This window comes from Kitasatospora purpeofusca (assembly GCF_042691725.1).
GTDB lineage: Bacteria > Actinomycetota > Actinomycetes > Streptomycetales > Streptomycetaceae > Kitasatospora > Kitasatospora purpeofusca_B.
Map to the genome: position 1 here is coordinate 2,226,223 of NZ_CP170483.1, position 23,709 is coordinate 2,249,931.

The following is a 23,709-nucleotide window of genomic DNA, read 5'->3' on the forward strand; positions in this document are numbered from 1 at the left end:
CCGCGGCAACGCGGACCGGGCCCGCAGCGGCACGGACGGCGCGGCACGGGCGGCACGGGCGGCGCGACGCGGCACCGGGAGCCGGGCTACCCGAGCAGCCCGGCCAGCCCCGCCGCCAGCACCTCGTACTCGGGCGCCCGGTTGTACACCTGCGCGCACACCCGCAGCACCCCGCCGCCCGGCCACGGGCGCGCCACGGTCCGCACGGCGTGCCGCTGCCACATCCGCGCCATCAGCTCCTGCGCCTGCGGCAGCGTCTCGGCCACCCCGGCCGGCAGCCGCAGCGCGCGCATCGACAGCCCCGCCGAGGACGGCAGCGGCGCCAGCCCCACCCGCTCGGCGACCAGCGCGGCGCCGTACCCGGCGAGCCGCTCGTTGTGTCCGCGCACCAGCTCCGGCCCGAGCCCGGCCAGCACGTCGAGCCCGGCCGGGGCGGCCAGGTAGGGCGTGTAGTCCAGGGTGCCGCGCCACTCGACGGAGGCCGGGTAGCCCTGGTGGTCCTCCCAGGAGAGGATCAGCGGGCGGATCTTGCCGGCCCACTCCGGGCGGACCACCAGGACGCCGGTGGCCCGGGGGGCGAAGGCCCACTTGTGCAGGTTGCCGAACCAGAAGTCGGCCTCCACCGGGACTGGCCCGGCCAGCATGCCGGGCTCGTGCGCGGCGTCCACCACGGTGGTCACGCCGCGCCCGCGCAGGGCGCTCAGCAGCCCGGGGGTGGCGATCCGGCGGGCGGTCGGCGAGGTGATGCCGTCCAGGACGGCGAGCACGGTGCGGTCGGTGACCGCGGCCAGTACGGCCTCGCGCACCGCGTCCCCGTCGGGCAGGTCCAGCGGCAGCCGCACCGTGCGCAGCTCGGCGCCGGCGTCCTCGGCGCGCCGCCGGACGGCCTCGCCGACGGTGCCGTAGCCGTGGTCGGTGACCAGGACGTGGTCCCCGGCGGCGAGCGGCACATTGGCCAGGGTGACGGCGATCGCGTCGGTCACGTTGGGCACCAGGGCGAGCAGTTCGGGCTCGGTGCCGAGGGCGGCGGCGATCCGGGCCCGGGCGGCGGCGACCCGCTCGGGCAGGTCGGCGAAGAAGCCGTCGGGGTCGGCCTCCTGCTCCTCGTGCAGCCGCCGCTGGAGCCGCTGGACCGGGACGGGGACGGCGCCGAAGGAGCCGTGGTTGAGGTGGACCACCGCCGGGTCCAGCGAGAACAGCCCCTCGCTGCCGGCCAGCGGCTCGGGGGGCACGACGGTCCTCGGGGTCTCGGTCACTGCGTTCCTCCTGTTACCTGGATCACGTGATGTGTGACATTTCACATGTCGCCCTACTGGTCGGCGAGCCGGTCCCACGGCGACCATCGGGCAGTGACCATCACCGACCCCTACCTCTCCCTCAGCGCCCGGACCGGCCGCTTCAGCTTCGGTGCCCCGCGAGCGATCTCGCTCAACCAGGACGGTACCCGCCTGCTGCTGCTGCGTTCCAGCGGCCCCGAGGACCGGTTCGACCGGCTGCACCTCCTCGACCTCGCCACCGGCGAGGAGCGCGAGGCCGCCGACCCCGCCGCCCTCGCCCCCGGCCGCACCGGAGCGACCGCCGACCTGCCCGCCGTCGAGCGCCGCCTGCGCGAGCGGAGCCGGCTCACCGCCGCCGGCATCGGCACCTACGCCGCCACCCCCGACCTCGCCGTCGCCGTCTTCGCCCTGGACGGCCGGCTCTTCCGCACCGAGACCGCCACCGGCCGCACCACCGAGATCCCCACCGCCGGCCCGGCCTTCGACCCCCGCCCGAACGCCACCGGCGAGCTCGTCGCCTACGTCGCCGACGACGCCCTCTACGTCGCCTCCGCCGACGTCCCCGGCCGCCAGCGGATCAGCCCGGACGACGGCGCCCGCTGGGGCGTCGCCGAGTTCGCCGCCGCCGAGGAGCTGGGCCGCCACCGCGGCCACTGGTGGCGCCCGGACGGCACCGCCGTGCTCGCCGCCCGGGTGGACGAGTCCGCCGTCCCCCCGCGCCACTTCGCCGACCCGGCCCACCCCGAGCAGGCCCCCGAGCAGTTCGCCTACCCGCAGGCCGGCGGGCCCAACGCCGACGTCCGGCTCTGGGTGCTCGGCCTGGACGGCACCCGGGTCGAACTCGACTGGGACACCGCCGCCTTCCCCTACCTGTGCGCCGCCGAGTGGGACGGCGACGACGAGCTGCTGCTCACCGTCGCCGACCGGCTGCAGCAGAACGTCCTGCTGCTGAGCGCCGACCCGGCCACCGGCACCACCACCGAACTCTCCCGCACCACCGACGCGTTCTGGGTCGACGACCTGCCCGGCACCCCCGCCCGGCTGGACGACGGCCGGCTGCTCACCGTCCACGACACCCCCGAGGCCCGCGGCCTGGCCCTGGACGGCAAGCCGCTGGACACCTCCGGCCTGCAGATCCGCCGGGTGGTCGGCCGGCTGCGCGGGAAGCTGCTCTGCGAGACCGGCGAGGGCGACCCGTTCGACCAGCACGTCCACCTGGTCGACCCGGACGGCGGCGCCCCCGAGCGGCTCTCCGAGGGCCCCGGCGCGCACAGCGCCCTGGCCGCCGGCGACACCCTGCTGCTCACCTCGGCCGGCCCGGACGGCGTGCGCCGCGAGGCCCTCACCCCGCACGGCGTCACCCCCCTGACGGACCGCTCGGCCCCGCTGCCGTACCGGGTCGAGCCGCGGCTGGCCCGGGTCACCGAGCGCGCCCTGCCGAGCGCCGTGGTCTACCCGCGCGGGCACGTCCCCGGCCGGCGGCTGCCCGTGCTGCTCGACGTCTACGGCGGCCCCGGCTACCAGGCGGTGGCCAACGAGCCGCGCCGCTGGCAGCTCAAGCAGTGGTGGGCCGACCAGGGCTTCGCGGTGGTCACCGTCGACAACGGCGGCACCCCGTTCGTCTCCCCCGCCTTCACCCGGACCATCTTCCGCCGCTTCTCCCAGGTGGCGCTGGACGACCAGGTGGACGCGCTGCTGGCGCTCGGCGCCACGCACCCCGACCTCGACCTCGGCCGGGTCGGCGTGCGCGGCTGGTCCTACGGCGGCTACTTCGCGGCGCTGGCCGTGCTGCGCCGCCCGGACGTCTTCCACGCGGCCTGCGCGGGCGCCCCGCCCACCGACTTCCGGCTGTACGACACCGCCTACACCGAGCGCTACCTCGACCTGCCGCAGGAGAACCCGGACGGCTACGCGGCCGACTGCCTGGTGGACGACGCCCCGTCACTGACCCGGCCGCTGCTGCTGATCCACGGCCTGGCCGACGACAACGTGCACCCCTCGCACACCCTGCTGCTCTCCCAGGCGCTCACCCGGGCCGGCCGCCCGCACAGCCTGCTGGCCCTGCCCGGCGTCACCCACATGACCCCGGGCGGCGTCAACGAGCAGCTGGCGCAGGCCGAACTCGCCTTCCTGCGGGCCTCGCTGGGCTGACCGGCGACCCGCCGCCGGACCGCACGACCGGGCCGGCCCCTCCTCACCCCGAGCGCCGCACGACCCGCACCAGGGCCGTGCGGCGCTCGGCGTTTGCGGCCCGAGGGTTGTCCGAAGTCTTCCGTGTGACCCATGACATGTGAAATATTACCTGCGCTCACCCGACCACCCCCGTCCGGAAAGGACCGGTCAGTTGCGCAGACTCTCCGCGGCGTTCGCGGCCGCGCTCACCACGAGCGCGATAGCGGCCACCCTCCTCGGGTCCACCACCGCCCAGGCCGCTTCGCCCACCCCCGCGCCCGCCCTCACCGCCGAGAGCGGCTCCGGCGCCGAGGCCGGCGGCCTCGAAGCCCCGCCCGCACCGCTCGCCCCGCAGGAGCGCGAGCGCCAGTCGCTGCGCACCAAGGCGCTGGAGCAGGTCAACAAGGGCGCCGTGGCGAAGACCACCGACCGCCGGGCACCCGCCAAGGTGCGGGTCGGCAACGACTACGTCCAACTCGCCCAGCAGCGCAAGGACAAGGTCTTCGTCATCCTCGCCCAGTTCGGCGACCAGGTGGACACCACCACCCTCCACAACGGTCAGCCGCGCTACGGCGGCACCCCCGGCCCGCAGCACAACGCCATCCCCAAGCCGGGCAAGAGCGACAACCACACGCTCTGGAACCAGGACTTCAGCCGGCAGTACTACCAGAAGATGTTCTTCGACGACGCGCCCGGCGCCGTCTCGATGCGCAACTACTACCGCACCCAGTCCTCCGGCCGCTACGACATCGAGGGCACCGTCAGCGACTGGGTCACCCTGCCCTGGAACGAGGCCCGCTACGGCTCCAACAAGGGCCCGCAGGGCTCCGGCGCCTGGACCCAGGGCCAGGAGTTCATCCGGGACTCCGTCAAGGCCTGGTACGACGGCCAGCTCGCCAAGGGCCGCACGGCCGCCGACGTCAAGGCCGAGCTGGCCCAGTACGACGTCTACGACCGCTACGACCACGACAAGGACGGCGAGTTCGCCCAGCCCGACGGCTACCTCGACAACGTCATCGTGGTGCACGCGGGCGTCGACGAGACCTGGGGCGGCGGCGCCCAGGGGGCCGACGCGCTGTGGGCGCACCGCAGCTGGACCCTCCCCGACCCGACCGGCCAGGTCGGCCCGGAGGGCAACAAGATCGGCGGCGCGCCCGTCGGCGACACCGGCCTGTACGTCTACGACTACGTCCAGGCGGGCGAGAACAGCGGTGTCGGCCTGTTCTCCCACGAGTTCGGCCACAACCTCGGCCTGCCCGACCTCTACAGCACCACCGGCGGCGACAACAGCGTCAACTTCTGGTCGCTGATGTCCTCCGGTTCGTACCTGGGCAAGGGCAAGAACACCACCGGCGCCTACCCCGGCGACCTCGACGCCTGGAGCAAGCTGCAGTTCGGCTGGCTCAACTACGACGAGGCGCAGGCGGCCACCCGCTCCAGCCACGCCCTCGGCGTCAGCGGCTACAACACCGACCAGGCGCAGGCCGTCCTGGTCCACCTGCCGGACAGCACCACCAGCACCGACCTCGCCGACCCGCGCGAGGGCGCCAAGCAGTGGTGGAGCCAGACCGGCGACGACCTGGACAACGCGCTGGCCCGCGACGTCGACCTCACCGCGGCCACCGGCCCGGCCGCCCTCGACGCGGCGGTCTGGTACGACGTCGAGCAGGACTACGACTTCCTGACCGTCGAGGCCTCCACCGACGGCGGCAAGCGCTGGACCGCCCTGCCCGGCACCGTGGACGGCGCCGCGATCGGCAACACCAGCGCGGGCGTCCCCGGCCTGAGCGGCACTTCGGGCGCCTACCGGCAGCTGCACATCCCGCTGGACGGCTACGCCGGGAAGAACGTCAAGCTCCGCTTCCACGTCACCTCGGACAACAACACCCACGGCAAGGGCGTCCTGGTCGACGCGGTGAAGATCACCGCCGGCGGCACCGAGCTGTTCGCCGACGGCGCCGAGAACGGCACGGCGGGCTGGATCAGCACCGGCTTCACCGTCGTGACCGGCCGCACCTACGTCAAGCAGCACCCGCGCGCCTACCTGGTGGAGAACCGCCGCTACAGCGGCTACGGCGAGTTCCTGAAGACCGGGCCGTACAGCTTCGGCTACTCCGGCGTCGAGGGCAAGAAGGACGTCGTCGACAACTACCCGTACCAGGAGGGCGTGCTCGTCTGGCTCTGGGACACCGCCTACGGCGACAACAACACCAAGGACCACCCGGGCGGCGGCCTGATCCTGCCGATCGACGCCCGCCCGGCGCCGGTCCGGTTCGCCGACGGCACCCTGGTCAACGGCCGGGCGCAGACCTACGACGCGACCTTCTCGCTCAAGCCGACCACCGCGTTCACCCTGCACAAGTCGGGTGTCCCGGTGCGGATCGGGTCCAAGCCGGCCGTCCCGGCCTTCAACGACCACAGCGGCGTCTACCGGGACCCGGCCACCCCGCAGCTCGCGGTCAACGTTCCGGACACCAACACGAAGATCGAGGTGGTCCGCGAGGCCCAGGGCGGGCGGATCACCACCGTCCGGGTGGGCCCCGCGTCCTGACACCCCCCGCACCCCCGGTGTCCTGAGCACCGGGTCTCCCGTGGAAGACAGGTACCGCGGAAGAACGGCCGCCCCGGCCCTCCCCCACGGAGGGCCGGGGCGGCCGCGCGTTCCCCCGGTACGGGCCTCAGTGCGGACCCGCGGGCCCCCGCCGCAGGCTCATCGCGGCGGTGGCGGTCCCGAACACGGTCAGCGCGCCGAGCCCGAAGACCATGAACCGGGCCCCGTCGAGCGTCGAGTCCCCGCCGACGCTCACCAGCGTCCCGGCCAGCGCCGAACTCACCGAGAAGGCGATCAGCTGGGTGGTGTTGAGCCCGGCCGCCGCCTTGGCACCCTCCGCCTCGTCGTCCGTGCTGCGCATCGCCGTGACGCTCAGGTGCGGGAAGGCGACGCCGATGCCCGTCCCGCCCGCGACCAGCACCACCGCCCACAGCAGCACCCGCGCGCCGGACGCCGAGCCGGTCTGCAGCAGGCCGTACGCCAGCAGGCCCGCCGTGAGCACCGCCGGGCCGAGCCGGATCGCCAGCCCGCGGGCCCGCTCCGAGCGCAGGTTGACGCTGAACAGCTGCGCGGACGTCCAGCCCACCGACACCGTCGCCCCCAGGAACCCGGCCGCCAGCGGGCTCAGCCCGCCCAACTCCTGGCCGAACAGCGGGATGAAGGTCTCGGTCATCACGCCGGTGCAGTACACCGCGACCGTCAGGTAGATCCATTTCAGGTGGTTGCCGCGCCGGTAGGTGAGTTTCGGCAGGACGGTCGCCGAGCCGCCGCGCTCGGCCAGCACGAAGCCGGCCAGCAGCGCCAGGCCCAGCGCGATGCACAGCACCGTCGCCCAGCCGCGCGGCACCGTCGAGCTGATGCTGAACGTCGCCGCCGCCAGCGTCAGCAGCACCAGCGAGGCCAGTGGCAGCGGCTCGGCCGGCCGCCCCGTGCCGGACGGCCCGGGCAGCACGCGCCGGGCCGTCACCGCCAGCGCCACCGCCGCCGCCAGGAGCAGCAGATAGGCCCCCCGCCACAGGCCCAGCTCGGCGAAGAGCCCGCCCAGCGAGGGCCCCACCAGCGTGCCCACGCCCCACATCGCCGACACCAGCCCGGCCGCCCTGGTCCACAGCCGCTCCGGCAGCGCGGTGCGGATGACCGCGTAGCCGAGGCCGGCCATCAGACCGCCGCCCAGGCCCTGGACGATCCGGCCGACGATCAGCGCCTCCATCGACGGGCTGGCCGCGGTGAGCCCGGCGCCGCCGGCGAACACCAGGAACCCGGTCAGATAGGCGCGCGAGGGCCCGAACCGGGCCAGCATCCGGCTGACCAGCATCGCGGCGATCACCGCGGCGATCAGGAAGCCGGTCGCCACCCACGCGTAGTAGCGGGCGCCGCCGATGTCCTCGACGATCGAGGGCAGCAGGGCGGCGGTGAAGTAGAGGTTCATCGCGTACAGCGCGACACCGCCGGCGAGGATCGAGGCCTGCGCGGCGAACTGCCGGGAGAACAGTTCGCCCCAACCGCCCGAGGACGCCGACGACTCCGCTTCCGGAGCGTGACGTCCCTGTTCGGAGGGGGTGCGGGCGGTCTGGGCGGGTGGGGAGTCGGTCACGCTTCGGTACGCTAGTAGTTCAAGAGAACTTGAAGTCAAGGAGGCGCATGGACAGCGCCGCAAACGCCGCGCGGAGCGCGGACGCCAAGCCCCGGCCGGCCGATCCGCTGACCGTCGGCGAGGTCGCCCGGCGGGCGGGGGTGGCCGCCTCGGCGGTGCGGTTCTACGAGGAGCAGGGGCTGATCGCCTCCGAGCGCACCTCCGGCAACCAGCGCCGCTACCACCGGCACGTGCTGCGCCGGCTCTCGCTGATCCTGGTCGCCAAGCGGCTCGGCATCCCGCTGGCGGAGGTGGCCGAGGTGTTCGCCGGACTGCCCGCCGACCGGATGCCGGACAAGCGCGACTGGGAGCGGATCTCGCGCCGCTGGGCGGCGCTGCTCGCGGCCCGGCGCCGGGAGATCGAGCGGCTGGAGAGCGAACTGACCGGCTGCATCGGCTGCGGCTGCCTCTCGCTGCGCCGCTGCCGGGTCCTCAACCCGCGCGACGCGCTCGCCGCCGACGGGCCCGGCCCGCGCCGGCTGCCCTCCGCGGAGCCGGGACCGGGCCCGGACACGCCTTGAGGCCGGGAACGCCGCACGGGCCTGCCGGGACCGACGACCCAGGTCGGTCCGGCAGGCCCGGCGCACCCGGCCGCGGAGCGGCGCGGGTGGACCCGGTCGGACGCGGCCCTCATCAGGCTCCCCGCCGCGCCCGACCGGGCGTTTCTCGGTGCGCGCGGAGCCGGTGCTCCGCGCGGGTGGTGCCGTACCGTCCGCCGTGGGGGTGGCCGGACGGTACGGCGGTCGAACCGCGGCCGGGGGCGCGCCCATCGGCGGGCGCCCGCGGCCGCGAGACCGTCTCCCGGGTCAGTTCTCCGGGAAGTGGCAGGCCGCCTCGCGCCCCCCGGTTCCGGCGATCTGCAGCAGCGGACGCTCGGTGCGGCAGATCTCCTGGGCCTTCGGGCAGCGCGGGTGGAAGCTGCACCCGGACGGCGGGTCGGCCGGGCTCGGCGGGTCGCCGAGCAGCACGATCCGCTCGCGCTCGCGTTCCGCGGCCGGGTCCGGCAGCGGCACGGCCGAGAGCAGCGCCTTGGTGTAGGGGTGCGCGGGGTTGCCGTACACCTGGTGCTTGTCGCCGATCTCGACGATCCGGCCGAGGTACATCACCGCGACCCGGTCGCAGACCCGCTTGACCACCGAGAGGTCGTGCGCGATGAAGATGTACGCCAGCCCCAGTTCGTCCTGGAGCCGCTCCATCAGGTTGACCACCTGGGCCTGGATGGAGACGTCCAGCGCGGAGACCGGCTCGTCGGCGACCACCAGCCGGGGCGAGGTGGCCAGCGAGCGGGCGATGCCGATCCGCTGGGCCTGGCCGCCGGAGAACTCGTGCGGGTAGCGGTCCAGGTGCTCGGGGATGAGGCCGACCAGCTCCATCAGCTCGGCGGCCCGCTTGCGGGCCTCGGCCGCGCCGGCGCCCTGGACCAGCAGCGGCTCGGAGATGATCCGGGCCACCGTCTGGCGGGGGTTGAGCGAGGAGTACGGATCCTGGAACACCATCTGCAGGTGCTTGCGGTGCGGCCGCAGCTGGGCCTGGCTCAGAGCGCCGATCTCGGTGCCGTCGAAGGTGACGGTGCCGGAGGTCGGGTCGCTCAGCCGGACGATCATGCGCCCGGTGGTCGACTTTCCGCAACCGGACTCGCCGACCAGGCCGAGGGTCTCACCGGCGCCGACGTCGAAGCTCACCCCGTCCACGGCGCGGATCGGGGCGCCGGCCTTGCCGGTGCGCGAACGGCGGCCGGGGAAGGTCTTCACCAAGTCCCGGACGGACAGCAGGGGCTCGGCCGGATCGGTCGTCGCGGTCATCCCAGGGCTCCTTCCGGCACCAGCGGCAGGTGACAGGCGGCCTGGTGGCCGGGCGAGAGCGGACCGAACTGCGGGCGCTCGGACAGACAGCGGGCGTGCTCCTCGGCGGTGGCGGCGGTGGTGCGGGCGCAGCGCGGGGCGAAGGAACAGCCGGGGGCGGGGGCGATCAGCGACGGCGGGCTGCCGGGGATGGCCCGCAGCGGGGCGTCGTCACTGTCGTCCAGACGGGGCAGCGAGTCGAGCAGCCCTCGGGTGTAGGGGTGCGTGGGGGCGGCGAACAGCCGGTCCACGGAGGCCTGTTCGGCGGCGCGGCCGCCGTACATGACGAGCACCTCGTGGGCGACCCGGGCGACCACGCCCAGGTCGTGGGTGATCATCACGACGCCGAGGCCGCGCTCCTGCTGGATCCGGGCGATCAGCTCGAGGATCTGGGCCTGGACGGTGACGTCGAGCGCGGTGGTCGGCTCGTCGGCGATCAGCAGCTCGGGCTCGCAGGCGAGCCCCATCGCGATCATCACGCGCTGGCGCATGCCGCCGGAGAACTGGTGCGGGTACTCGTCGACCCGGCGGGCGGGTTCGGGGATGCCGACCTCGGCGAGCATCTCGATCGCGCGCTGGCGGCCGGCCTTGCGGGAGGCCTTGAAGTGCACCCGGTAGTGCTCGGCGATCTGCTCCCCGACCGTGTAGAAGGGGTGCAGGCTGGACAGCGGGTCCTGGAAGATCATCGCGATCCGCCGGCCCCGGACGGCGCCGAGGGCCTTCTCGCTGAGGCCGTTGAGCTCCTGGCCGTGCAGCCGGATCGAGCCGCCGACCTCGGCACCGCGGTGCAGGCCCATGACGGCGAGCGAGGTGACGGACTTTCCGCTGCCCGACTCGCCGACCAGGCCGAGGGTCCTCCCGGCCTCGACGGTGAAGTTGATGCCGTCGACGGCCCGGACGGTACCGCGCGGGGTGTTGAAGGAGACCTTGAGGTCGTCGACCTCCAGAAGGGCCGTCATCAGTACCTCACTCTCGGGTCGACGAATGCGTAGAGCACGTCGACCAGCAGGTTCGCGACCACGATGAAGAAGGCCGCGAGCAGCGTGACGCCGAGGATGACGGGCTGGTCGGAACGGAGCAGCCCGTCGTAGAAGAGCCGTCCGATGCCGGGCAGACCGAAGATCGACTCGGTGATGACGGCGCCGGCGAGCAGGCCGCCGAGGTCCATGCCGAAGATGGTGAGGATCGGCGTCATGCCGGAGCGCAGCCCGTGCTTGACGGTGACCGTGCGGGACGGCATGCCCTTGGCGCGGGCGGTGCGGATGTAGGGCTCGGCCATCGCCTCGATCATCGAGTTGCGGCTCTGCCGGGCGTACTGGGCCGCGTACAGCAGGGCCAGCGCGATCCAGGGCAGCAGCAGGTTGGAGCCCCACGCGAACGGGTTGTCGGTGAACTTGTGGTACGAGGGGTAGGGCAGCAGGCCGGCGCTGCGCACGACGCCCCAGATCAGCATGATCGAGGTGAAGTAGACGGGCAGCGAGGCGGTGCCGACCGAGAGCACCATCAGGATCTTGTCGGCCGGCTTGCCCTTGCGCAGCGCCGAGGTGACGCCGGCGCCCAGGCCGAGGACCAGCCAGAGCACGGCCGAGCCGAGGGCGAGCGAGACGGAGACCGGCAGGCGGTCGACGAGCAGGTCCCAGACCGGCAGCGAGTACTCGTAGGAGTAGCCGAGGCAGGGGAAGCCGCAGTGGGCGGCGCTCGGGCCGGTGCCGTAGTCGCGGCCGGCCACGATGCCGGTCAGGTAGGCGCCGAACTGTTCCCAGATCGGCTTGTCCAGGCCCATCGCCGCCTGGACCTCGGCGAGCCGCTCGGGGCTGCAGGTCTTGCCGCAGGCGGCCGCTGCCGGGTCGTTGGGCAGCAGGTAGAAGATGGTGAAGGTGATGGCGCAGATGGCCAGCAGGATGCCGACCACGCCGATCAGCCGGCGGCCGAGGTACAGGATCACGACCGGCCCCCCTTCGGGTCGAGGATGTCGCGCAGCGCGTCACCGAGCAGCGTGAAGGCGAGCACGGCGATGAAGAGGAAGACCGTCGGGATCATGAAGTACGTCGGGTCGGTCTCGTAGTGGACGATCGACTCGGCGATCATCTGGCCCCACGAGGCCGTCGGCGGGCGGACGCCGACACCGAGGTAGGAGAGCGCGGCCTCGGTGGCGATCATGCCGGGGATCAGCAGCGTGGTGTACGCGATGATCGGGCCGGAGACGTTCGGCAGGATCTCCCGGGTGAGGATGCGCCAGGACCGGGCACCGCCGACCTTGGCCGCCTCGACGTACTCGCGGTGCTTGAGCGACAGGGTCTGGCCGCGGACCACGCGGGCGATGCCGGGCCAGCCGAACAGGCCGATCACCGTGGTCATCAGCAGGATCCGGTTGACGTCCTTGGCCACCGACATCATCGCGATCATGAAGATCAGCGACGGGAAGGACATCGTGAGGTCCATCAGCCGGGACAGCACGTTGTCGATGCGGCCGCCGAAGTAGCCGGCCGCGATGCCGGCCAGGGTGCCGGCGATCACGACGAGGGCGGTGGCGGTGAAGGCGATCAGCAGCGACACCTGGCCGCCGTGCAGGACGCGGGCGAACAGGTCGCGACCGGTGACCGGCTCGACGCCGAACCAGTGCCGCGCGCCCATGCCGCCGAAGTCGCCCTTGGGCAGGCCGCCCAGGTACGCGTCCACGGCGCGCTTGTCGAACTCCTCGGGGGACCATCCGCCGAGCGAGCTCAGCGGGCCGGCCAGCACCGCCATCAGCACCAGGAGGGCGACGGTGATCAGCCCGAACCGGGCCGAGCCCTTGGCCCACAGCTGGTCCCAGACCAATCGCCAGGGCCCGCGCCCGGAGGGCTTCGCGGGGCCCGCCGCCGCGACGGGCGCGGCGGCGGGTTCAGTGGTAGTACTCATGTCCGGCTGGTCCCTCAGCCCTGGTTCTTCGAGGGGTCCTTGAGGCCGATGACGGCCATGTCCAGCATTCCGGCGTAACCGGAGTTGCCGAACGCGCCGGCCACGTTGGTGCCGACCAGGAGCGGGCGGCGCTCCCACATCAGCGGGACGGCCGGAGCCTTCTTCAGGATGTCCTCGTCCAGCTTCTGCCAGGCCTTGTTGGCCTCCGCGACGTCCGTCAGGCCCGCGATGCGGTCCATCTCGTCCATCGTGGCCTGGTCCTTGAACTGGCTGTAGTTGCCCTGGTTGCCCTTCTCCTTGATCGTCCGGCCGTCGAACAGGAACGGGGCGAAGGTCGAGCCGGACGGGTAGTCCGGGCACCAGCCCTGGATCAGCAGCTCGGGGGCGTTCTTGATGTCGCCGATGGTGTCGGCGAAGGCGGACGGGTCGACCGTGTTGACGGTGACCTGGATGCCGGCCTTGGAGAGCGACTGCTGGATGGCCTCGGCGCGGAGCTTGTCGCCGAGCGAGACGGTGATCTGGAGCTTGAGGTCGGTCTTGCCGGCCTCCTTCAGCATCGCCTTCGCCTTCTCCGGGTCACCGGCGGCGGGGACCTTCAGCGGGTCGCCCTTGACGCCGCCGGCCAGCGACGGGGGCAGGAAGGTGGTGGCGATGTCGGCCATCGTCGGGCCGCCGAACGCGGTGACCTGGGCCTCGCGGTCGACCGCCCACATCATCGCCTCGCGGACCTTCGGGTCGTCGAACGGCGCCTTGGCGGTGTTGAGGTAGAGGCTGTCGGTACAGCCGGTCACCTCGGCGATCATGCGGGACTTGACGTCCTCCTTGGGCAGCACCTTCGGCACCGACTCGGGGCGCATCCACGGCATCTCGATCGCGTTGGCGTCGGCGCCGTCACTGGCGATGATCCGGTCGTCGGCCTGGCCGCCCTTGATGCCCTGGGTGACCACGATCTTGTCCGGGTAGGCCTTGCGGACCGTGTCGGTGGCGGCGTCCCAGTTGCCGTTGCGGACCAGCACCAGCTGCTTGCCGCGGTCGTAGGTGTCGATCTTGTACGGGCCGGAGGAGAACGGCCGCTGGTCGTACTGGGTGCCCTTCTCCTGGGACTGCGGAACCGGCGCGAAGGTGGGCAGCGTCGCGGTGTAGGAGAACTCGGCGACCGGGCGCTTGAGGTGGAAGACGATGGTCTTGTCGTCCGGCGTCTCGATGCTCGGCAGGTGCTCGCCGTTCAGCGGGCCCTTGTAGTTCTCGCCGCCGGCCAGGTACTGCGCGGCGTAGTCGGGGCCACCGGTGAGGTCCGCGGCGAACGAGCGCTCGACGTTGTACTTGATGTCGGCCGACTTGATCGGGGTGCCGTCCTCGTACTTGACGCCGTCCTTCAGGGTGAAGGTCCAGGTCTTGCCGCCGTCGGAGGGGCGGCCGACGTCGGTGGCGAGGTCCGGGACGATCTCGCTGCCGGCGGGGCCCGGCTCGGCCTTGAAGGTGACCAGGGTGCGGTAGAGCAGCCGGGTACCGAAGTCCATGGTCGGGAGCACCCAGTTGCGGGCCGGGTCGAGGTGGGCGAAGTCCTGGTTGGTGAGGACGTGCAGGGTGCCGCCCTTGACCGGCGTACCGCCGACGATCGAGCCGGCCGCGGCGCCCGGGGCCTTGGTGGAGGCGGCCGTGCCGCCGTCCGAGGTGTCGCTCTTGTCCTTGTCGCCGCAGGCCGCGAGACCGAGCGAGAGTGCCGCCGCAATGGCCGCCGCGATGGCGGTCTGGGTACGCCTGTTCATATCTGACTCCGCACTGGGGGGGCCGCCGTGAAGGCCCGTCGTCCGCCCCGGGGGTGGATCCGGGACCAGCCTCGGAGGGCGACCTCAGTGGGTCTAGCCGCTCCGCGGTGTGACCCGTAACATAGTAATGTGAAATTGCACTGCACAAGAGGTGACGCCACCCGTTACCGAGCTGTGTCCGTGCCACCCCCACTTCCCCCGAATCCGCACCACCCGCTTAGGAGCACCCGGTGACCCTCCGTCAGACCGGCCTCAACACCGGAAGCCACGACCTCCCCGTCTCGGCCGCCCTCAACGCCTTCATGGGCACCTCCTGGGCGGCCACGCCGCTCCCGGCCGACGACCGCGTCCCCGGCTACGCCGTGACCCCCGGCCGCCGCACCCGGCTCTCCGCCGCCTTCCCCGGCGAGCGCCTGATCGTCCCGGCCGGCCAGCTCAAGGTCCGCAGCAACGACGTCGACTACCGCTTCCGCCCGCACAGCGCCTACGCCTGGCTCACCGGCCTCACCGGTGAGGACCAGGTCGGCCACGTGCTCGTCCTGGAGCCGACCGGCCCCGACGGCCACGAGCCCGTCCTCTACCTGCGCCCCCGCTCCCCGCGCGGCGGCGACCCGGTGCGCGGCGCCGAGTTCTTCCGCGACCGCCGCTACGGCGAGTTCTGGGTCGGCCGCCGCCCCGACCTCGACGAGGCCGCCCGGCTCACCGGCGTGCGGGTCGAGCACCTGGACGAGCTGGAGAAGCTGGTCACCGGCCCGCAGCCCGCCACCCGCGTCCTCACCGGCGTCGACCCCGCGCTCGACGCCGCCACCGGCCGCCCCGGCGCCCCCGAACTCGCCCAGGGCGACGGCCTGTTCGCCGCCGTGCTGTCCGAACTGCGGCTGGTCAAGGACACCTGGGAGGTCGAGCAGCTCCAGCTCTCCGTCGACCACACCGTCCTCGGCTTCGAGGACGTCGTGCGCGCCCTGCCCGCCGCCCTGCGCCACCACCGCGGCGAGCGCTGGATCGAGGGCGTGTTCAACCTGCGCGCCCGCGCCGAGGGCAACGGCATCGGCTACGAGACCATCGCCGCCTCCGGCGCCCACGCCTGCGTCCTGCACTGGATCCGCAACGACGGCGCGCTCGACCCGAACGCCCTGCTGCTGTTCGACGCCGGTGTGGAGACCGACACCCTCTACACCGCCGACATCACCCGCACCCTCCCGCTCAGCGGCACCTTCACCCCCGTCCAGCGGCAGGCCTACGAGCTCGTCCTCGCCGCCCAGCAGGCCGGCATCGACACGCTGCGCCCCGGCGCCCGCTTCCGCGACTTCCACACCGCGGCCGCCCGGGTCATCGCCGAGGGCCTCGCCGACTGGGGCATCCTGCCGGTCAGCGCCGAGGAGGCGCTCGCCGACGAGAGCGGCCTCTACCGCCGCTACACCCTCTGCGGCACCGGCCACATGCTCGGCCTCGACGTCCACGACTGCGCCAAGGCGCGCGCCGAGACGTACCTGGACGGCGTCCTGGAGGAGGGCCACGTGCTCACCGTCGAGCCCGGCCTCTACCTCCAGCCCGACGACGAGACGCTGCCCGCCGAACTGCGCGGCCTCGGCATCCGGATCGAGGACGACCTCGTCATCACCGCCGACGGCGCGCGCCTGATGTCCGGCGCGCTGCCCCGCACGGTGCCGGCCATCGAGGCCTGGATGGCCGAACTGCTCGGCTGAGCCCTCGCGCTCGAAGGGCCGCCGGGTTCACCGCCCGGCGGCCCGGGCGTCCTTCCACAGCTCCGCCACCAGCTCCGCCGCCGGGCCGCTGCGCGCCGCCCGGTGCCCCGTCCCCGCCCACAGGTGCATCGCCTGCGCGTCGCCGCGCCGGGCCGCCGCCGCGCGCAGCGGCTGGGTCAGGTAGTGCACGTCCGGGTAGGCGGCGGGCGCGTACGGCCCGAACCGGTCGATGAAGTCGTTGCGCAGCGCCCGCGCCGGGCGGCCGGTGAACGCCCGGGTCACCGTCGTCGCGTCGAACTCCGTCAGCGCCGCCCGGTGCACCGCCGTCGTCCCGGCCTCGTCCGCGCGCAGCAGCGCCGTGCCCAGCTGCACCGCCACCGCCCCGGCCCGCAGCGCGGCCGCCACCGCCGGACCGTCCGACAGCCCGCCGGCCGCGACCAGCGGCAGCCCGGTCACCGCCCGGACGGCGGCCAGCAGTTCGAGCAGCGGCAGCTCCCCGGGTCGGTCGGCCGCCGCATGGGTGCCCCGGTGCCCGCCGGCCTCCGGCCCCTGCACGCACAGCGCGTCCATCCCGACCGCCTCGGCGCGGCGGGCCTCGTCCGGCGTGGTCACCGTGCCGACCTGGAACGTGCCCGCCGCCCGCAGCGCCCGCGCCTCCTCGGCGGAGGGCAGCCCGAAGGTGTACGAGACCACCGGGACGGGTTCGGCGAGCAGCCCGGCGATCTTGGCCTCCCAGTCGTCCCGGTCCGGCGCGATCGCCTCCGGCAGCCTCACGCCGTGCTTCCCGGCCTCCGGCCGCAGCCGCTCCCGGTAGGCGGCCACGGCCGCCGGGTCGCCGGGCTCCGCGGGCACGAACAGGTTCAGGCCGAACGGGCGGTCCGTCAGCTCCCGGACCCGGCGGACCTGTTCGAAGGTGTCTGCGGCGCTCCGGTACCCGGCGGCGAGGAAGCCGAGCCCGCCCGCCCCGCTCACGGCGGCCGCCAGCTCCGGCGTCGACGGCCCGCCGGCCATCGGCGCGGCGATCACGGGCACGGGGAGTTCGTCGAGTCGCACGGCCATCCGGGGGTCCTCCACTCACACGGCGCACCGGGGTTCTCGGGCTACCCGGCCACCCTACGCCCCGCACCGGATCGGCCCCGATCACCCCGCGCCGGGCCGGCCCCGCACGCGATCACCCCCCGCGCCGGATCAACCCCCGCGCCCGCGCCTCCCGCACCGCCGCCGTCCGCGACTCCACCGCCGACCCCCACACCCCCAAGCCGCCCGCAGGGCCCCCTCACCCCCCGCGCCGGATCAACCCCCGCGCCCGCGCCTCCCGCACCGCCGCCGTCCGCGACTCCACGCCCAACTTCGTGTAGATGTGCACCAGATGCGACTTCACCGTCGCCAGGCTCAGCTGCAGCCGCCCGCTGATCGCCTGGTTGGTGAGCCCGTCCGCGACCAGCCCCAGCACCTCCGTCTCCCGCACACTCAGTGCCGCCGCAGGCGTCCGCATCCGCTCCAGCAGCCGGTCCGCCACCGTCGGCGCCAGCGCCGTCCGCCCCGCTGCCGCCGACCGCACGGCCCGCGCCAGCTCCTCCGGCGGCGCGTCCTTCAGCAGGTACCCGGTGGCCCCGGCCTCCAGCGCCGGCAGGGTGTCCGCGTCGGTGTCGTACGTGGTCACCACCAGCACCCGCGGCGCCCCCGCGCCGCGCCCGGTGATCGCCGCGGTGGCCTGCGCCCCGTTCATCGCCGAGCCGGGCCCGAACTGCAGGTCCATCAGCACCACGTCGACGTCCAGCTCCGCCGCGAGCTCGACGGCGCGCTCGGCGGTCGCGGCCTCGGCGACGATCGCGAAGTCCGGCTCGCACTCCAGCACGGCCCGCAGCCCGGCCCGGACCACCGGGTGGTCGTCCGCGAGCAGCAGGCGGATCACGCCGTCGGTCACGAGGTCTCCTCCTTCGCACCACTCGAAGCGTCGGGCACCGGCAGCAGCACGGCGAGCGCCGTCCCCTCCCCCGGCGCGGACTCCACCGCGAAGGTCCCGCCGAGCGCCCGCGCCCGGGCCCGCATCGACGGCAGCCCGAACCCGCCGTCCCCGTCCCCGACCGCCTCCGGTCCGCCGACGGCGGCCGGATCGAACCCCGCCCCGTCGTCCACCACGTCCAGCGCCACCTCGCCCGCCATGAAGCTGAGCGTCACCTCCGCGTGGGTCGCCCCCGCGTGCCGCACCGTGTTCCCGAGCGCCGACTGCGCGATCCGCAGCAGCGCCACCTCGTGCGGCACCGGCAGCCGGACCCGCTCGCCGGAGACGTGCAGCCGCACCGGCAGCCCGCTGCGCGCCGAGGTCGTCGCGCACAGCCGCTCCAGCGCGACCGGCAGCGTGTCGCTCTCCAGCGCCGGCGGGGTGAGCGCGCGCACGAAGCGGCGGGCCTCGTCGAGGTTGTCCTGCGCGGCCTGCCGAGCCTGCTCGACGTACTCGGCGGCGGCGTCGGTGCGCTCCGGCAGGGCGCGCTGCGCGGCCCGCAGCAGCAGCTGGATGCTGGTGAGGCTCTGCGCGAGGGTGTCGTGGATCTCCCGGGCGAGGCGCTCGCGCTCGGCGAGGACGCCGGCCGCGTGGTGGGCGGTGGCGAGGTCGGCGCGTGCGGCGGTGAGCTCGTCGATGAGGCGGCGCCGCTCCTCGCTCTCCCGGTAGAGCGCCTGGTAGCCGAACACGGTCGCGGTGGCGACGGCGGCGCCCAGCAGCGGCCCGATGGCCGCGGCCACGCTCGCGGTGTGCTGGTGCGCGGAGTAGGCGGCGATCGAGGCCACCGCGGTCAGCGTCACCGCGACCAGCCCGGCGCGCCGGGTCAGCAGGTGCAGTTCCAGGAAGTACAGCGGGAAGGCCAGCCAGACGCCGTCCTGGGTGGCGAGCAGCACGCCGGCCCAGGTGACGCCGAGCAGCAAGAGCCAGAGCCCGGCGGCCCGGCGCGAGCGGCCGACCGCGCCGATCAGCGGCCCGGCCGTGTAGACGGCGGCCATCGCGGTCGCGGCGGCCGTGACCGCCGCCGGGTCGCCGCCCCGCCCGGCCAGGGCCCGGACGACGGCGAGCGCCAGCAGGCCCGCCACGAGCAGGTGCAGGCAGACCTGGAGGACGCGGGCGACGGGTGTGGTTCGGGGTCGATCGGTCGCCATCCGTCCAGCCTAGGGTGCGTGCCGCCATCCGGCATCAATCGAAAGGTTGAACTCCGTCTTCGCCCTTCGATGCCGAGGAAGCAATCCCCGGTGCGATGCCCGAGGGGCCCTCCTTCGAGGAGTCTCTTCAGTGTCGCAGTGGATCGAGCGGAAGGGCTTGTGGTGTTCGTCGCCTGGAGGGATCTGAGGTTCGCCAAGGGGCGGTTCGCCCTGATGGGAACCGTCATCGTGCTGATCACGGTGCTGGTCGGCCTGCTGTCGGGCCTGACGGCCGGGCTGGGCCGGCAGAACATCTCGGCGATCACCGGCCTGTCCGCCGACCATCTGGCCTTCGGCCGGCCCGCCGACGGCCAGAAGCTGTCGTTCACCGACTCCCAGGTCACCCCCGAGCAGTGGCAGGGCTGGGCCCGGACCCCGGGCGTCACCGACGCGCAGCCGCTCGGCATCGCCACCACCAAGGCGGCGGCCGGCCCGCGCACCGCCGCGCTCTCCGTCTTCGGTGTGCCCGACGGCTCCGCGCTCGCCCCGCAGGGCCCCGCGCTCGCCCCGGGCCGGGCGGTGCTGTCCAAGACCGCCGCCGAGGACCTCGGCGGGCTGCGCCAGGGCGACGCGTTCACCGTCGCCGGCCACCCCCTGACGGTCGCGGCCGTCTCCGGGGACGCCTCCTACAGCCACACCCCGGTCGTCTGGACCACCCTCACCGACTGGCAGCGGGCCGCCCCCGGCGGCGCCGGCCACGCCACCGTGGTCGCGCTCACCACCACGAAGGGCGCCGACCTGGCCGCCGCCGACGCCACGCTCGGCACCGAGACCCGCACCCGGGACGACGCGCTCGCCGCGATCGGCTCCTACACCTCCGAGAACGGCTCGCTGCAGCTGATGCGGGGCTTCCTGTTCGCCATCTCCGCCCTGGTGATCGGCGCGTTCTTCACGGTCTGGACGATCCAGCGCAGCGGCGACATCGCCGTCCTGAAGGCGCTCGGCGCCTCCACCCGCTACCTGCTGCGCGACGCGCTGGGGCAGGCCGTCGTGCTGCTGCTCCTCGGCACCGCGCTCGGCACGGCCGTCGCCGCCGGCCTCGGCGCGCTGATCGGCTCCGCGGTCCCGTTCGTCCTGGACGCCCCGACCGTGCTGGTCCCCGCCGTCGTCATGATCGCGCTCGGCGCGGTCGGCGCGGCCCTGTCCGTCCGCCGCATCACCTCCGTCGACCCGCTGACCGCTCTGGGGAGCGCCCGATGAGCCTTCTTCTCGACCACGTCACCCTCACCTACCCGGACGGCGACAGCCGGCTGACCGCCCTCGACGACGTCTCGCTGACCGTCCCCGAGGGCACCCTCACCGCCGTGGTGGGGCCCTCCGGCTCGGGCAAGTCCAGCCTGCTGGCGGTCGCCGCCACGCTGATCGCCCCGGACTCCGGCCGGGTGGTGGTGGACGGCACCGACACCACCGGCCTGGACCGCACCGCGCTGACGGCGCTGCGCCGCCACCGGATCGGCATCGTCTTCCAGCAGCCCAACCTGCTGCCCTCGCTCACCGCCGTCGAGCAGCTCCAGGTGATGGCCCACCTGGACGGCCGCGCCCCGCGCAGCGCCCTCCCCCGGGCCCTGGAGCTGCTGGACGCCGTCGGCCTGCGCGACCAGGCGGGCCGCCGTCCGCACCAGCTCTCCGGCGGTCAGCGCCAGCGCGTCAACATCGCCCGCGCGCTGATGAACGACCCGACCGTCCTCCTGGTCGACGAGCCCACCAGCGCCCTCGACCACGAACGCGGCGCCGCCGTCCTGGACCTGCTCACCACCCTCACCCACCAGCGCGCCACCGCCACCGTCCTGGTCACCCACGACCGCACCCACCTGACGGCGGTCGACCAGGTCGCCGAGGTCCACGACGGCCGCCTGACGGTGCCGGCGGCTATGTGACCTACTGCTTGGCGGCCAGCACGTCGTCCACCAACAGCGTCACCGACGCCCCGATCGACTCTGGCAGGGTGAACGACTGTCCGGGGTGGTGGACTGCGTGCACCCGATACTCGCCGTCCTGCGGATCGGTCAGCACCATGACCCGCTGGTTCGTCCGGTCGACGATGAGGTACACCGGCACACCCGCCGAGGCGTACGCGGCAGGCTTCCGCTTCAGGTCATCACTGAGATTGGAGGAGGTCACCTCCACCACCAGGCGGAAGATAGCCGGATCGTAGCTGTTGTACTCGATCAGCTTGTCGTCACTGTTCGCATCGACAATCGCAAGATCCGGAATGGCGAAGTCAGAGGGTCCGTCGGGCAACCAAATTCCGATGCCCTGGAACACCTCGGTGTCGCCGTCGTCCAGCCCTGCCGCGAGAAAGACACGGTCAAGCCTCTTGACCGACCGACCGTGCTTCATGTTCGGCGACGGTGTCACGGTGATTTGGCTCCCGATGATCTCGACCCGATAGCCGGCGAACTGGTCGGAGATCAGCTCGGCGACCTCAAGCAGCGTGGGCTGCTCAAACGGTTCTTCCACTGCGGCGGCGGACATGGAATCCTCCTTGCTGCCGATGTCGAGAACATCATCGTAGAGCGCGGGCCCGCTTCACGGCCCGATCTCCGGATCTTCGCCCGAACGGGTGGTTTACCCCTACCGGGCCCGGAGTCGCAGGCCGGTGCGGGACTCCTCCGGCTGCTCCTGCTGGTCCTCGGCCCACAGCGAGCGGACATGGCTGAGGTGGCGGGTCATGCAGGACTCGGCGGCCGGGGCGTCGCCGGCGATCATCAGGTCGAGCAGCTCCAGGTGCTCCTCCGCCGAGGAGACCAGCTCGCCGCGCTCGGCGAGGCGGTTGAGGCCGTAGAGGCGGGAGCGCTTGCGCAGGTCGCCGACGACCTCGACCAGCCGGGAGTTGCCGGCCAGGCCGAGCAGGTCGAGGTGGAACTGGCGGTCGGCCTCCAGGTAGCCGATGAGGTCCTGCTTGCCCGCGGCGGCGACGATCGCCTCGGCCTGCGGGCGCAGCGCCTCCAGCTGGTCGGCGTTGGCGCTGCGGGCGACCCGGCCGATGGTGGGGACCTCGATGAGGGCGCGGATCTCGGTGAAGTCGTCGAGGTCGCGCTCGGTGAGCTCGGTGACCCGGAAGCCCTTGTTGCGGACGGCCTCCACCAGGCCCTCGCGGGCGAGGTCGAGCATGGCCTCGCGGACGGGGGTGGCGGAGACGCCGAAGTCGGCGGCGAGGGCGGGCGCGGAGTAGACGACGCCGGGGCGCAGCTCGCCGGAGATGAGGGCGGCCCGCAGGGCGTGGGCGACCTGGTCGCGCAGCCGCTCCTGGACGGAGATCAGGGTGCGGGGTTTGAGGTCGGCCATGGTGTTCCTCCGGTGAGTGCAGAACACCAGCGTACAATGTCACGTTACGTTGAGTGTGCAACATTCCGTGATTCGGACGCCCCATCAGGGACCGCAATACATGACCGAACCCCATCGTGGCAGGGCCGCCGCCCGGTGGCAACGGTCGGCGGCCCCTCACTTCACGGCCCTCACCCCGCTCCCCCTCGGAGCAGCCGGACCGGACCGGTCGCGCCGGACGCCCCGTGCCCGGCAGTACAGCGCAAAAAAGCGGCCGACGTGGCGGGGGATCCCGTCCCACCACGTCGGCCGCACTTCCGGCCGGTCACTTCAACGACCGCCCCCCGTCCAGGGCAACGGGTCCGGGGGCGGGTGCCGACGCAGCGCCGAGGCGCCGACACCGTGCGTCGGGCCCCACAGCGGGCCCCGTGCCGGCCGGAGACTCAGCCCGCCTCGCGGCGGTAGGTCTCCGCCGCGACCGCGAGATCCTGCCAGGCCATCCCGACGCTCTTGAAGAACCTCGGCCGGCCGGTCGGCACCGGCGCCTCGCCGTTGACCAGCTCGGCCAGGTTCCACAGGGTGTCGGCGCCGGTGACCCCCGCCATCAGCAGGTCGCCGGCCTCCCGCAGCGCCACCGCGCGGGCCTCCACGTAGAGCGCGGACCGGCCGACCAGCACCTCGTCCACCTCCCGGGCGTCGACCTCGTGCGAGCCGACCGCCGCCACCGCCGCGTGGTCGGGGACCAGCGCGCCGTCGAACAGCGGGGTGCGCGCGGTGGTGCAGCAGACCACCAGGTCGGCGTCCGCCACGTCGGCGGGGGTGCCGACCGCGCCGGCCACGCCGCGGGCCCGGGCGTACCGCGCCAGCGCCTCGGCGGGCTGCTCGCTGCGGGCGACCACGGTCACCCGGGTCAGCGGGCGGATGGCGAGCAGCGCGTCCAGGTGGCCGTACGCCTGCGGGCCGGAGCCGAACAGCACCAGGTGCGCGGCCTGCGGCACCGCCAGCCGGTCCAGCGCGACGGCGGTGACCGCGGGGGTGCGCAGCGAGGTGAGCGCGACGCCGTCGAGCAGGGCGAGCGGCTGCAGGGTCGGACCGTCGAGCAGCAGGTAGCTGCCGGTGATCCGGGGCAGCCCGACGGCCGGATTGGCGGGGGCGACCCCGGCGATCTTCACCCCGACGTACCTGTGGGAGGCGGCCGGCATCAGCAGCAGTTCCCCGGCGGGCACCGGCACGGCCGAGCGGGCGGGCGCGGCCTCCGGGTCCAGCCCGTCGAGCAGGACCCGCTCGATCGCCCGGGCCGCCTCGGCGGGCGTCAGCCCGACGGCGTCCGCGGTGAGGACGTCGTCCGGGCCCGGCGCGGCGGGCTGGAGCGGCTCAGCCGCCGCGCCGGGCGGTTCCGG

19 protein-coding genes are annotated in these 23,709 nt (G+C 73.8%); 6 read left to right on the forward strand and 13 right to left on the reverse strand.

All coding sequences use genetic code 11. The annotated features are described in order from the left end of the window. Positions 1–86 precede the first annotated feature (86 nt). Positions 87–1,256, reverse strand: coding sequence for an aminotransferase class V-fold PLP-dependent enzyme (locus ACFCLZ_RS08950; RefSeq protein ID WP_380284264.1), 1,170 nt, complete (start codon positions 1,254–1,256; stop codon positions 87–89). A 93-nt stretch (positions 1,257–1,349) separates the two neighbouring features. Between ACFCLZ_RS08950 and ACFCLZ_RS08955 the strand changes: the two genes are divergently transcribed. Both ACFCLZ_RS08955 and ACFCLZ_RS08960 read left to right on the forward strand, forming a co-directional pair. After that, complete coding sequence (locus tag ACFCLZ_RS08955) at positions 1,350–3,428, forward strand: prolyl oligopeptidase family serine peptidase (protein ID WP_380284265.1); 2,079 nt, start codon at positions 1,350–1,352, stop codon at positions 3,426–3,428. Positions 3,429–3,621: 193 nt separating this feature from the next. Then, positions 3,622–6,000 carry an immune inhibitor A domain-containing protein gene (locus tag ACFCLZ_RS08960; RefSeq protein WP_380284266.1) on the forward strand — a complete coding sequence of 793 codons (2,379 nt, stop codon included), beginning with the start codon at positions 3,622–3,624 and terminating at the stop codon, positions 5,998–6,000. Between the two features lie 127 nt (positions 6,001–6,127). Here ACFCLZ_RS08960 and ACFCLZ_RS08965 read toward each other — a convergent pair whose 3' ends face one another. Beyond that, positions 6,128–7,594: an MFS transporter gene (locus ACFCLZ_RS08965; RefSeq protein WP_380284267.1), complete on the reverse strand. Its 1,467-nt coding sequence runs from the start codon at positions 7,592–7,594 to the stop codon at positions 6,128–6,130. A gap of 47 nt (positions 7,595–7,641) precedes the next feature. Here ACFCLZ_RS08965 and soxR point away from each other — a divergent pair, with 47 nt between their 5' ends. Next, entirely contained in the window at positions 7,642–8,154 is a 513-nt protein-coding gene (soxR, locus tag ACFCLZ_RS08970; protein ID WP_380284268.1) for a redox-sensitive transcriptional activator SoxR, read from the forward strand. A gap of 285 nt (positions 8,155–8,439) precedes the next feature. On the opposite strand, the gene ACFCLZ_RS08975 is transcribed toward soxR, so the two are convergent. From ACFCLZ_RS08975 to ACFCLZ_RS08995, 5 genes are read right to left on the reverse strand one after another with little or no spacing between them, the layout of a single operon-like run. Beyond that, complete coding sequence (locus tag ACFCLZ_RS08975; RefSeq protein ID WP_380284269.1) at positions 8,440–9,435, reverse strand: ABC transporter ATP-binding protein; 996 nt, start codon at positions 9,433–9,435, stop codon at positions 8,440–8,442. Then, entirely contained in the window at positions 9,432–10,433 is a 1,002-nt protein-coding gene (locus tag ACFCLZ_RS08980) for an ABC transporter ATP-binding protein (RefSeq protein WP_380284270.1), read from the reverse strand. Before ACFCLZ_RS08980 ends, ACFCLZ_RS08975 begins: the two co-directional genes overlap by 4 nt. After that, positions 10,433–11,419: an ABC transporter permease gene (locus ACFCLZ_RS08985; protein WP_380284271.1), complete on the reverse strand. Its 987-nt coding sequence runs from the start codon at positions 11,417–11,419 to the stop codon at positions 10,433–10,435. The genes ACFCLZ_RS08980 and ACFCLZ_RS08985 overlap by 1 nt, the downstream gene beginning before the upstream one ends. Next, positions 11,416–12,375, reverse strand: coding sequence for an ABC transporter permease (locus ACFCLZ_RS08990; RefSeq protein ID WP_380284272.1), 960 nt, complete (start codon positions 12,373–12,375; stop codon positions 11,416–11,418). The genes ACFCLZ_RS08985 and ACFCLZ_RS08990 overlap by 4 nt, the downstream gene beginning before the upstream one ends. Before the next feature lie 14 nt (positions 12,376–12,389). Next, positions 12,390–14,144 carry an ABC transporter substrate-binding protein gene (locus ACFCLZ_RS08995; RefSeq protein ID WP_380284273.1) on the reverse strand — a complete coding sequence of 585 codons (1,755 nt, stop codon included), beginning with the start codon at positions 14,142–14,144 and terminating at the stop codon, positions 12,390–12,392. 302 nt (positions 14,145–14,446) lie between these two features. Here ACFCLZ_RS08995 and ACFCLZ_RS09000 point away from each other — a divergent pair, with 302 nt between their 5' ends. Continuing rightward, positions 14,447–15,850, forward strand: coding sequence for an aminopeptidase P family protein (locus ACFCLZ_RS09000; protein ID WP_380286121.1), 1,404 nt, complete (start codon positions 14,447–14,449; stop codon positions 15,848–15,850). Positions 15,851–15,877: 27 nt separating this feature from the next. Here ACFCLZ_RS09000 and ACFCLZ_RS09005 read toward each other — a convergent pair whose 3' ends face one another. The 3 genes from ACFCLZ_RS09005 to ACFCLZ_RS09015 form a co-directional block, all read right to left on the reverse strand. Beyond that, complete coding sequence (locus ACFCLZ_RS09005; RefSeq protein WP_380284274.1) at positions 15,878–16,909, reverse strand: nitronate monooxygenase; 1,032 nt, start codon at positions 16,907–16,909, stop codon at positions 15,878–15,880. Positions 16,910–17,126: 217 nt separating this feature from the next. Continuing rightward, positions 17,127–17,777: a response regulator gene (locus ACFCLZ_RS09010; RefSeq protein WP_380284275.1), complete on the reverse strand. Its 651-nt coding sequence runs from the start codon at positions 17,775–17,777 to the stop codon at positions 17,127–17,129. Next, the gene (locus tag ACFCLZ_RS09015) at positions 17,774–19,003 is read right to left on the reverse strand and encodes a sensor histidine kinase (RefSeq protein ID WP_380284276.1); all 1,230 of its coding nucleotides are present in this window, start codon (positions 19,001–19,003) and stop codon (positions 17,774–17,776) included. The genes ACFCLZ_RS09010 and ACFCLZ_RS09015 overlap by 4 nt, the downstream gene beginning before the upstream one ends. 162 nt (positions 19,004–19,165) lie before the next feature. On the opposite strand from ACFCLZ_RS09015, the gene ACFCLZ_RS09020 reads away from it, so the two are divergent. Both ACFCLZ_RS09020 and ACFCLZ_RS09025 read left to right on the forward strand, forming a co-directional pair. Then, positions 19,166–20,242 (forward strand): ABC transporter permease, encoded by a 1,077-nt coding sequence (locus tag ACFCLZ_RS09020; RefSeq protein WP_380286122.1) that lies wholly within the window; start codon positions 19,166–19,168, stop codon positions 20,240–20,242. After that, positions 20,239–20,919, forward strand: a complete 681-nt coding sequence (locus tag ACFCLZ_RS09025) for an ABC transporter ATP-binding protein (RefSeq protein ID WP_380284277.1) — start codon at positions 20,239–20,241, stop codon at positions 20,917–20,919. The genes ACFCLZ_RS09020 and ACFCLZ_RS09025 overlap by 4 nt, the downstream gene beginning before the upstream one ends. Before the next feature lies 1 nt (position 20,920). On the opposite strand, the gene ACFCLZ_RS09030 is transcribed toward ACFCLZ_RS09025, so the two are convergent. From ACFCLZ_RS09030 to ACFCLZ_RS09040, 3 genes are all read right to left on the reverse strand, one after another. Further along, on the reverse strand, positions 20,921–21,517 hold the full coding sequence (locus ACFCLZ_RS09030; protein WP_380284278.1) for a Uma2 family endonuclease: 597 nt from the start codon (positions 21,515–21,517) through the stop codon (positions 20,921–20,923). A gap of 99 nt (positions 21,518–21,616) precedes the next feature. Further along, positions 21,617–22,330: a GntR family transcriptional regulator gene (locus tag ACFCLZ_RS09035; RefSeq protein ID WP_380284279.1), complete on the reverse strand. Its 714-nt coding sequence runs from the start codon at positions 22,328–22,330 to the stop codon at positions 21,617–21,619. A 422-nt stretch (positions 22,331–22,752) separates the two neighbouring features. Continuing rightward, entirely contained in the window at positions 22,753–23,625 is an 873-nt protein-coding gene (locus ACFCLZ_RS09040) for an ornithine cyclodeaminase family protein (protein WP_380286123.1), read from the reverse strand. Positions 23,626–23,709: the final 84 nt, after the last annotated feature.

Excerpts from the sequence above, each read along its gene's own strand:
- soxR (WP_380284268.1), top strand. The coding sequence starts at position 7,642 with ATGGACAGCGCCGCAAACGCCGCGCGGAGCGCGGACGCCAAGCCCCGG.
- ACFCLZ_RS08975 (WP_380284269.1), bottom strand. The coding sequence starts at position 9,435 with ATGACCGCGACGACCGATCCGGCCGAGCCCCTGCTGTCCGTCCGGGAC.
- ACFCLZ_RS08980 (WP_380284270.1), bottom strand. The coding sequence starts at position 10,433 with ATGACGGCCCTTCTGGAGGTCGACGACCTCAAGGTCTCCTTCAACACC.
- ACFCLZ_RS08990 (WP_380284272.1), bottom strand. The coding sequence starts at position 12,375 with ATGAGTACTACCACTGAACCCGCCGCCGCGCCCGTCGCGGCGGCGGGC.
- ACFCLZ_RS08995 (WP_380284273.1), bottom strand. The coding sequence starts at position 14,144 with ATGAACAGGCGTACCCAGACCGCCATCGCGGCGGCCATTGCGGCGGCA.
- ACFCLZ_RS09000 (WP_380286121.1), top strand. The coding sequence starts at position 14,447 with ATGGGCACCTCCTGGGCGGCCACGCCGCTCCCGGCCGACGACCGCGTC.
- ACFCLZ_RS09005 (WP_380284274.1), bottom strand. The coding sequence starts at position 16,909 with ATGGCCGTGCGACTCGACGAACTCCCCGTGCCCGTGATCGCCGCGCCG.
- ACFCLZ_RS09015 (WP_380284276.1), bottom strand. The coding sequence starts at position 19,003 with ATGGCGACCGATCGACCCCGAACCACACCCGTCGCCCGCGTCCTCCAG.
- ACFCLZ_RS09025 (WP_380284277.1), top strand. The coding sequence starts at position 20,239 with ATGAGCCTTCTTCTCGACCACGTCACCCTCACCTACCCGGACGGCGAC.
- ACFCLZ_RS09030 (WP_380284278.1), bottom strand. The coding sequence starts at position 21,517 with ATGTCCGCCGCCGCAGTGGAAGAACCGTTTGAGCAGCCCACGCTGCTT.
- ACFCLZ_RS09035 (WP_380284279.1), bottom strand. The coding sequence starts at position 22,330 with ATGGCCGACCTCAAACCCCGCACCCTGATCTCCGTCCAGGAGCGGCTG.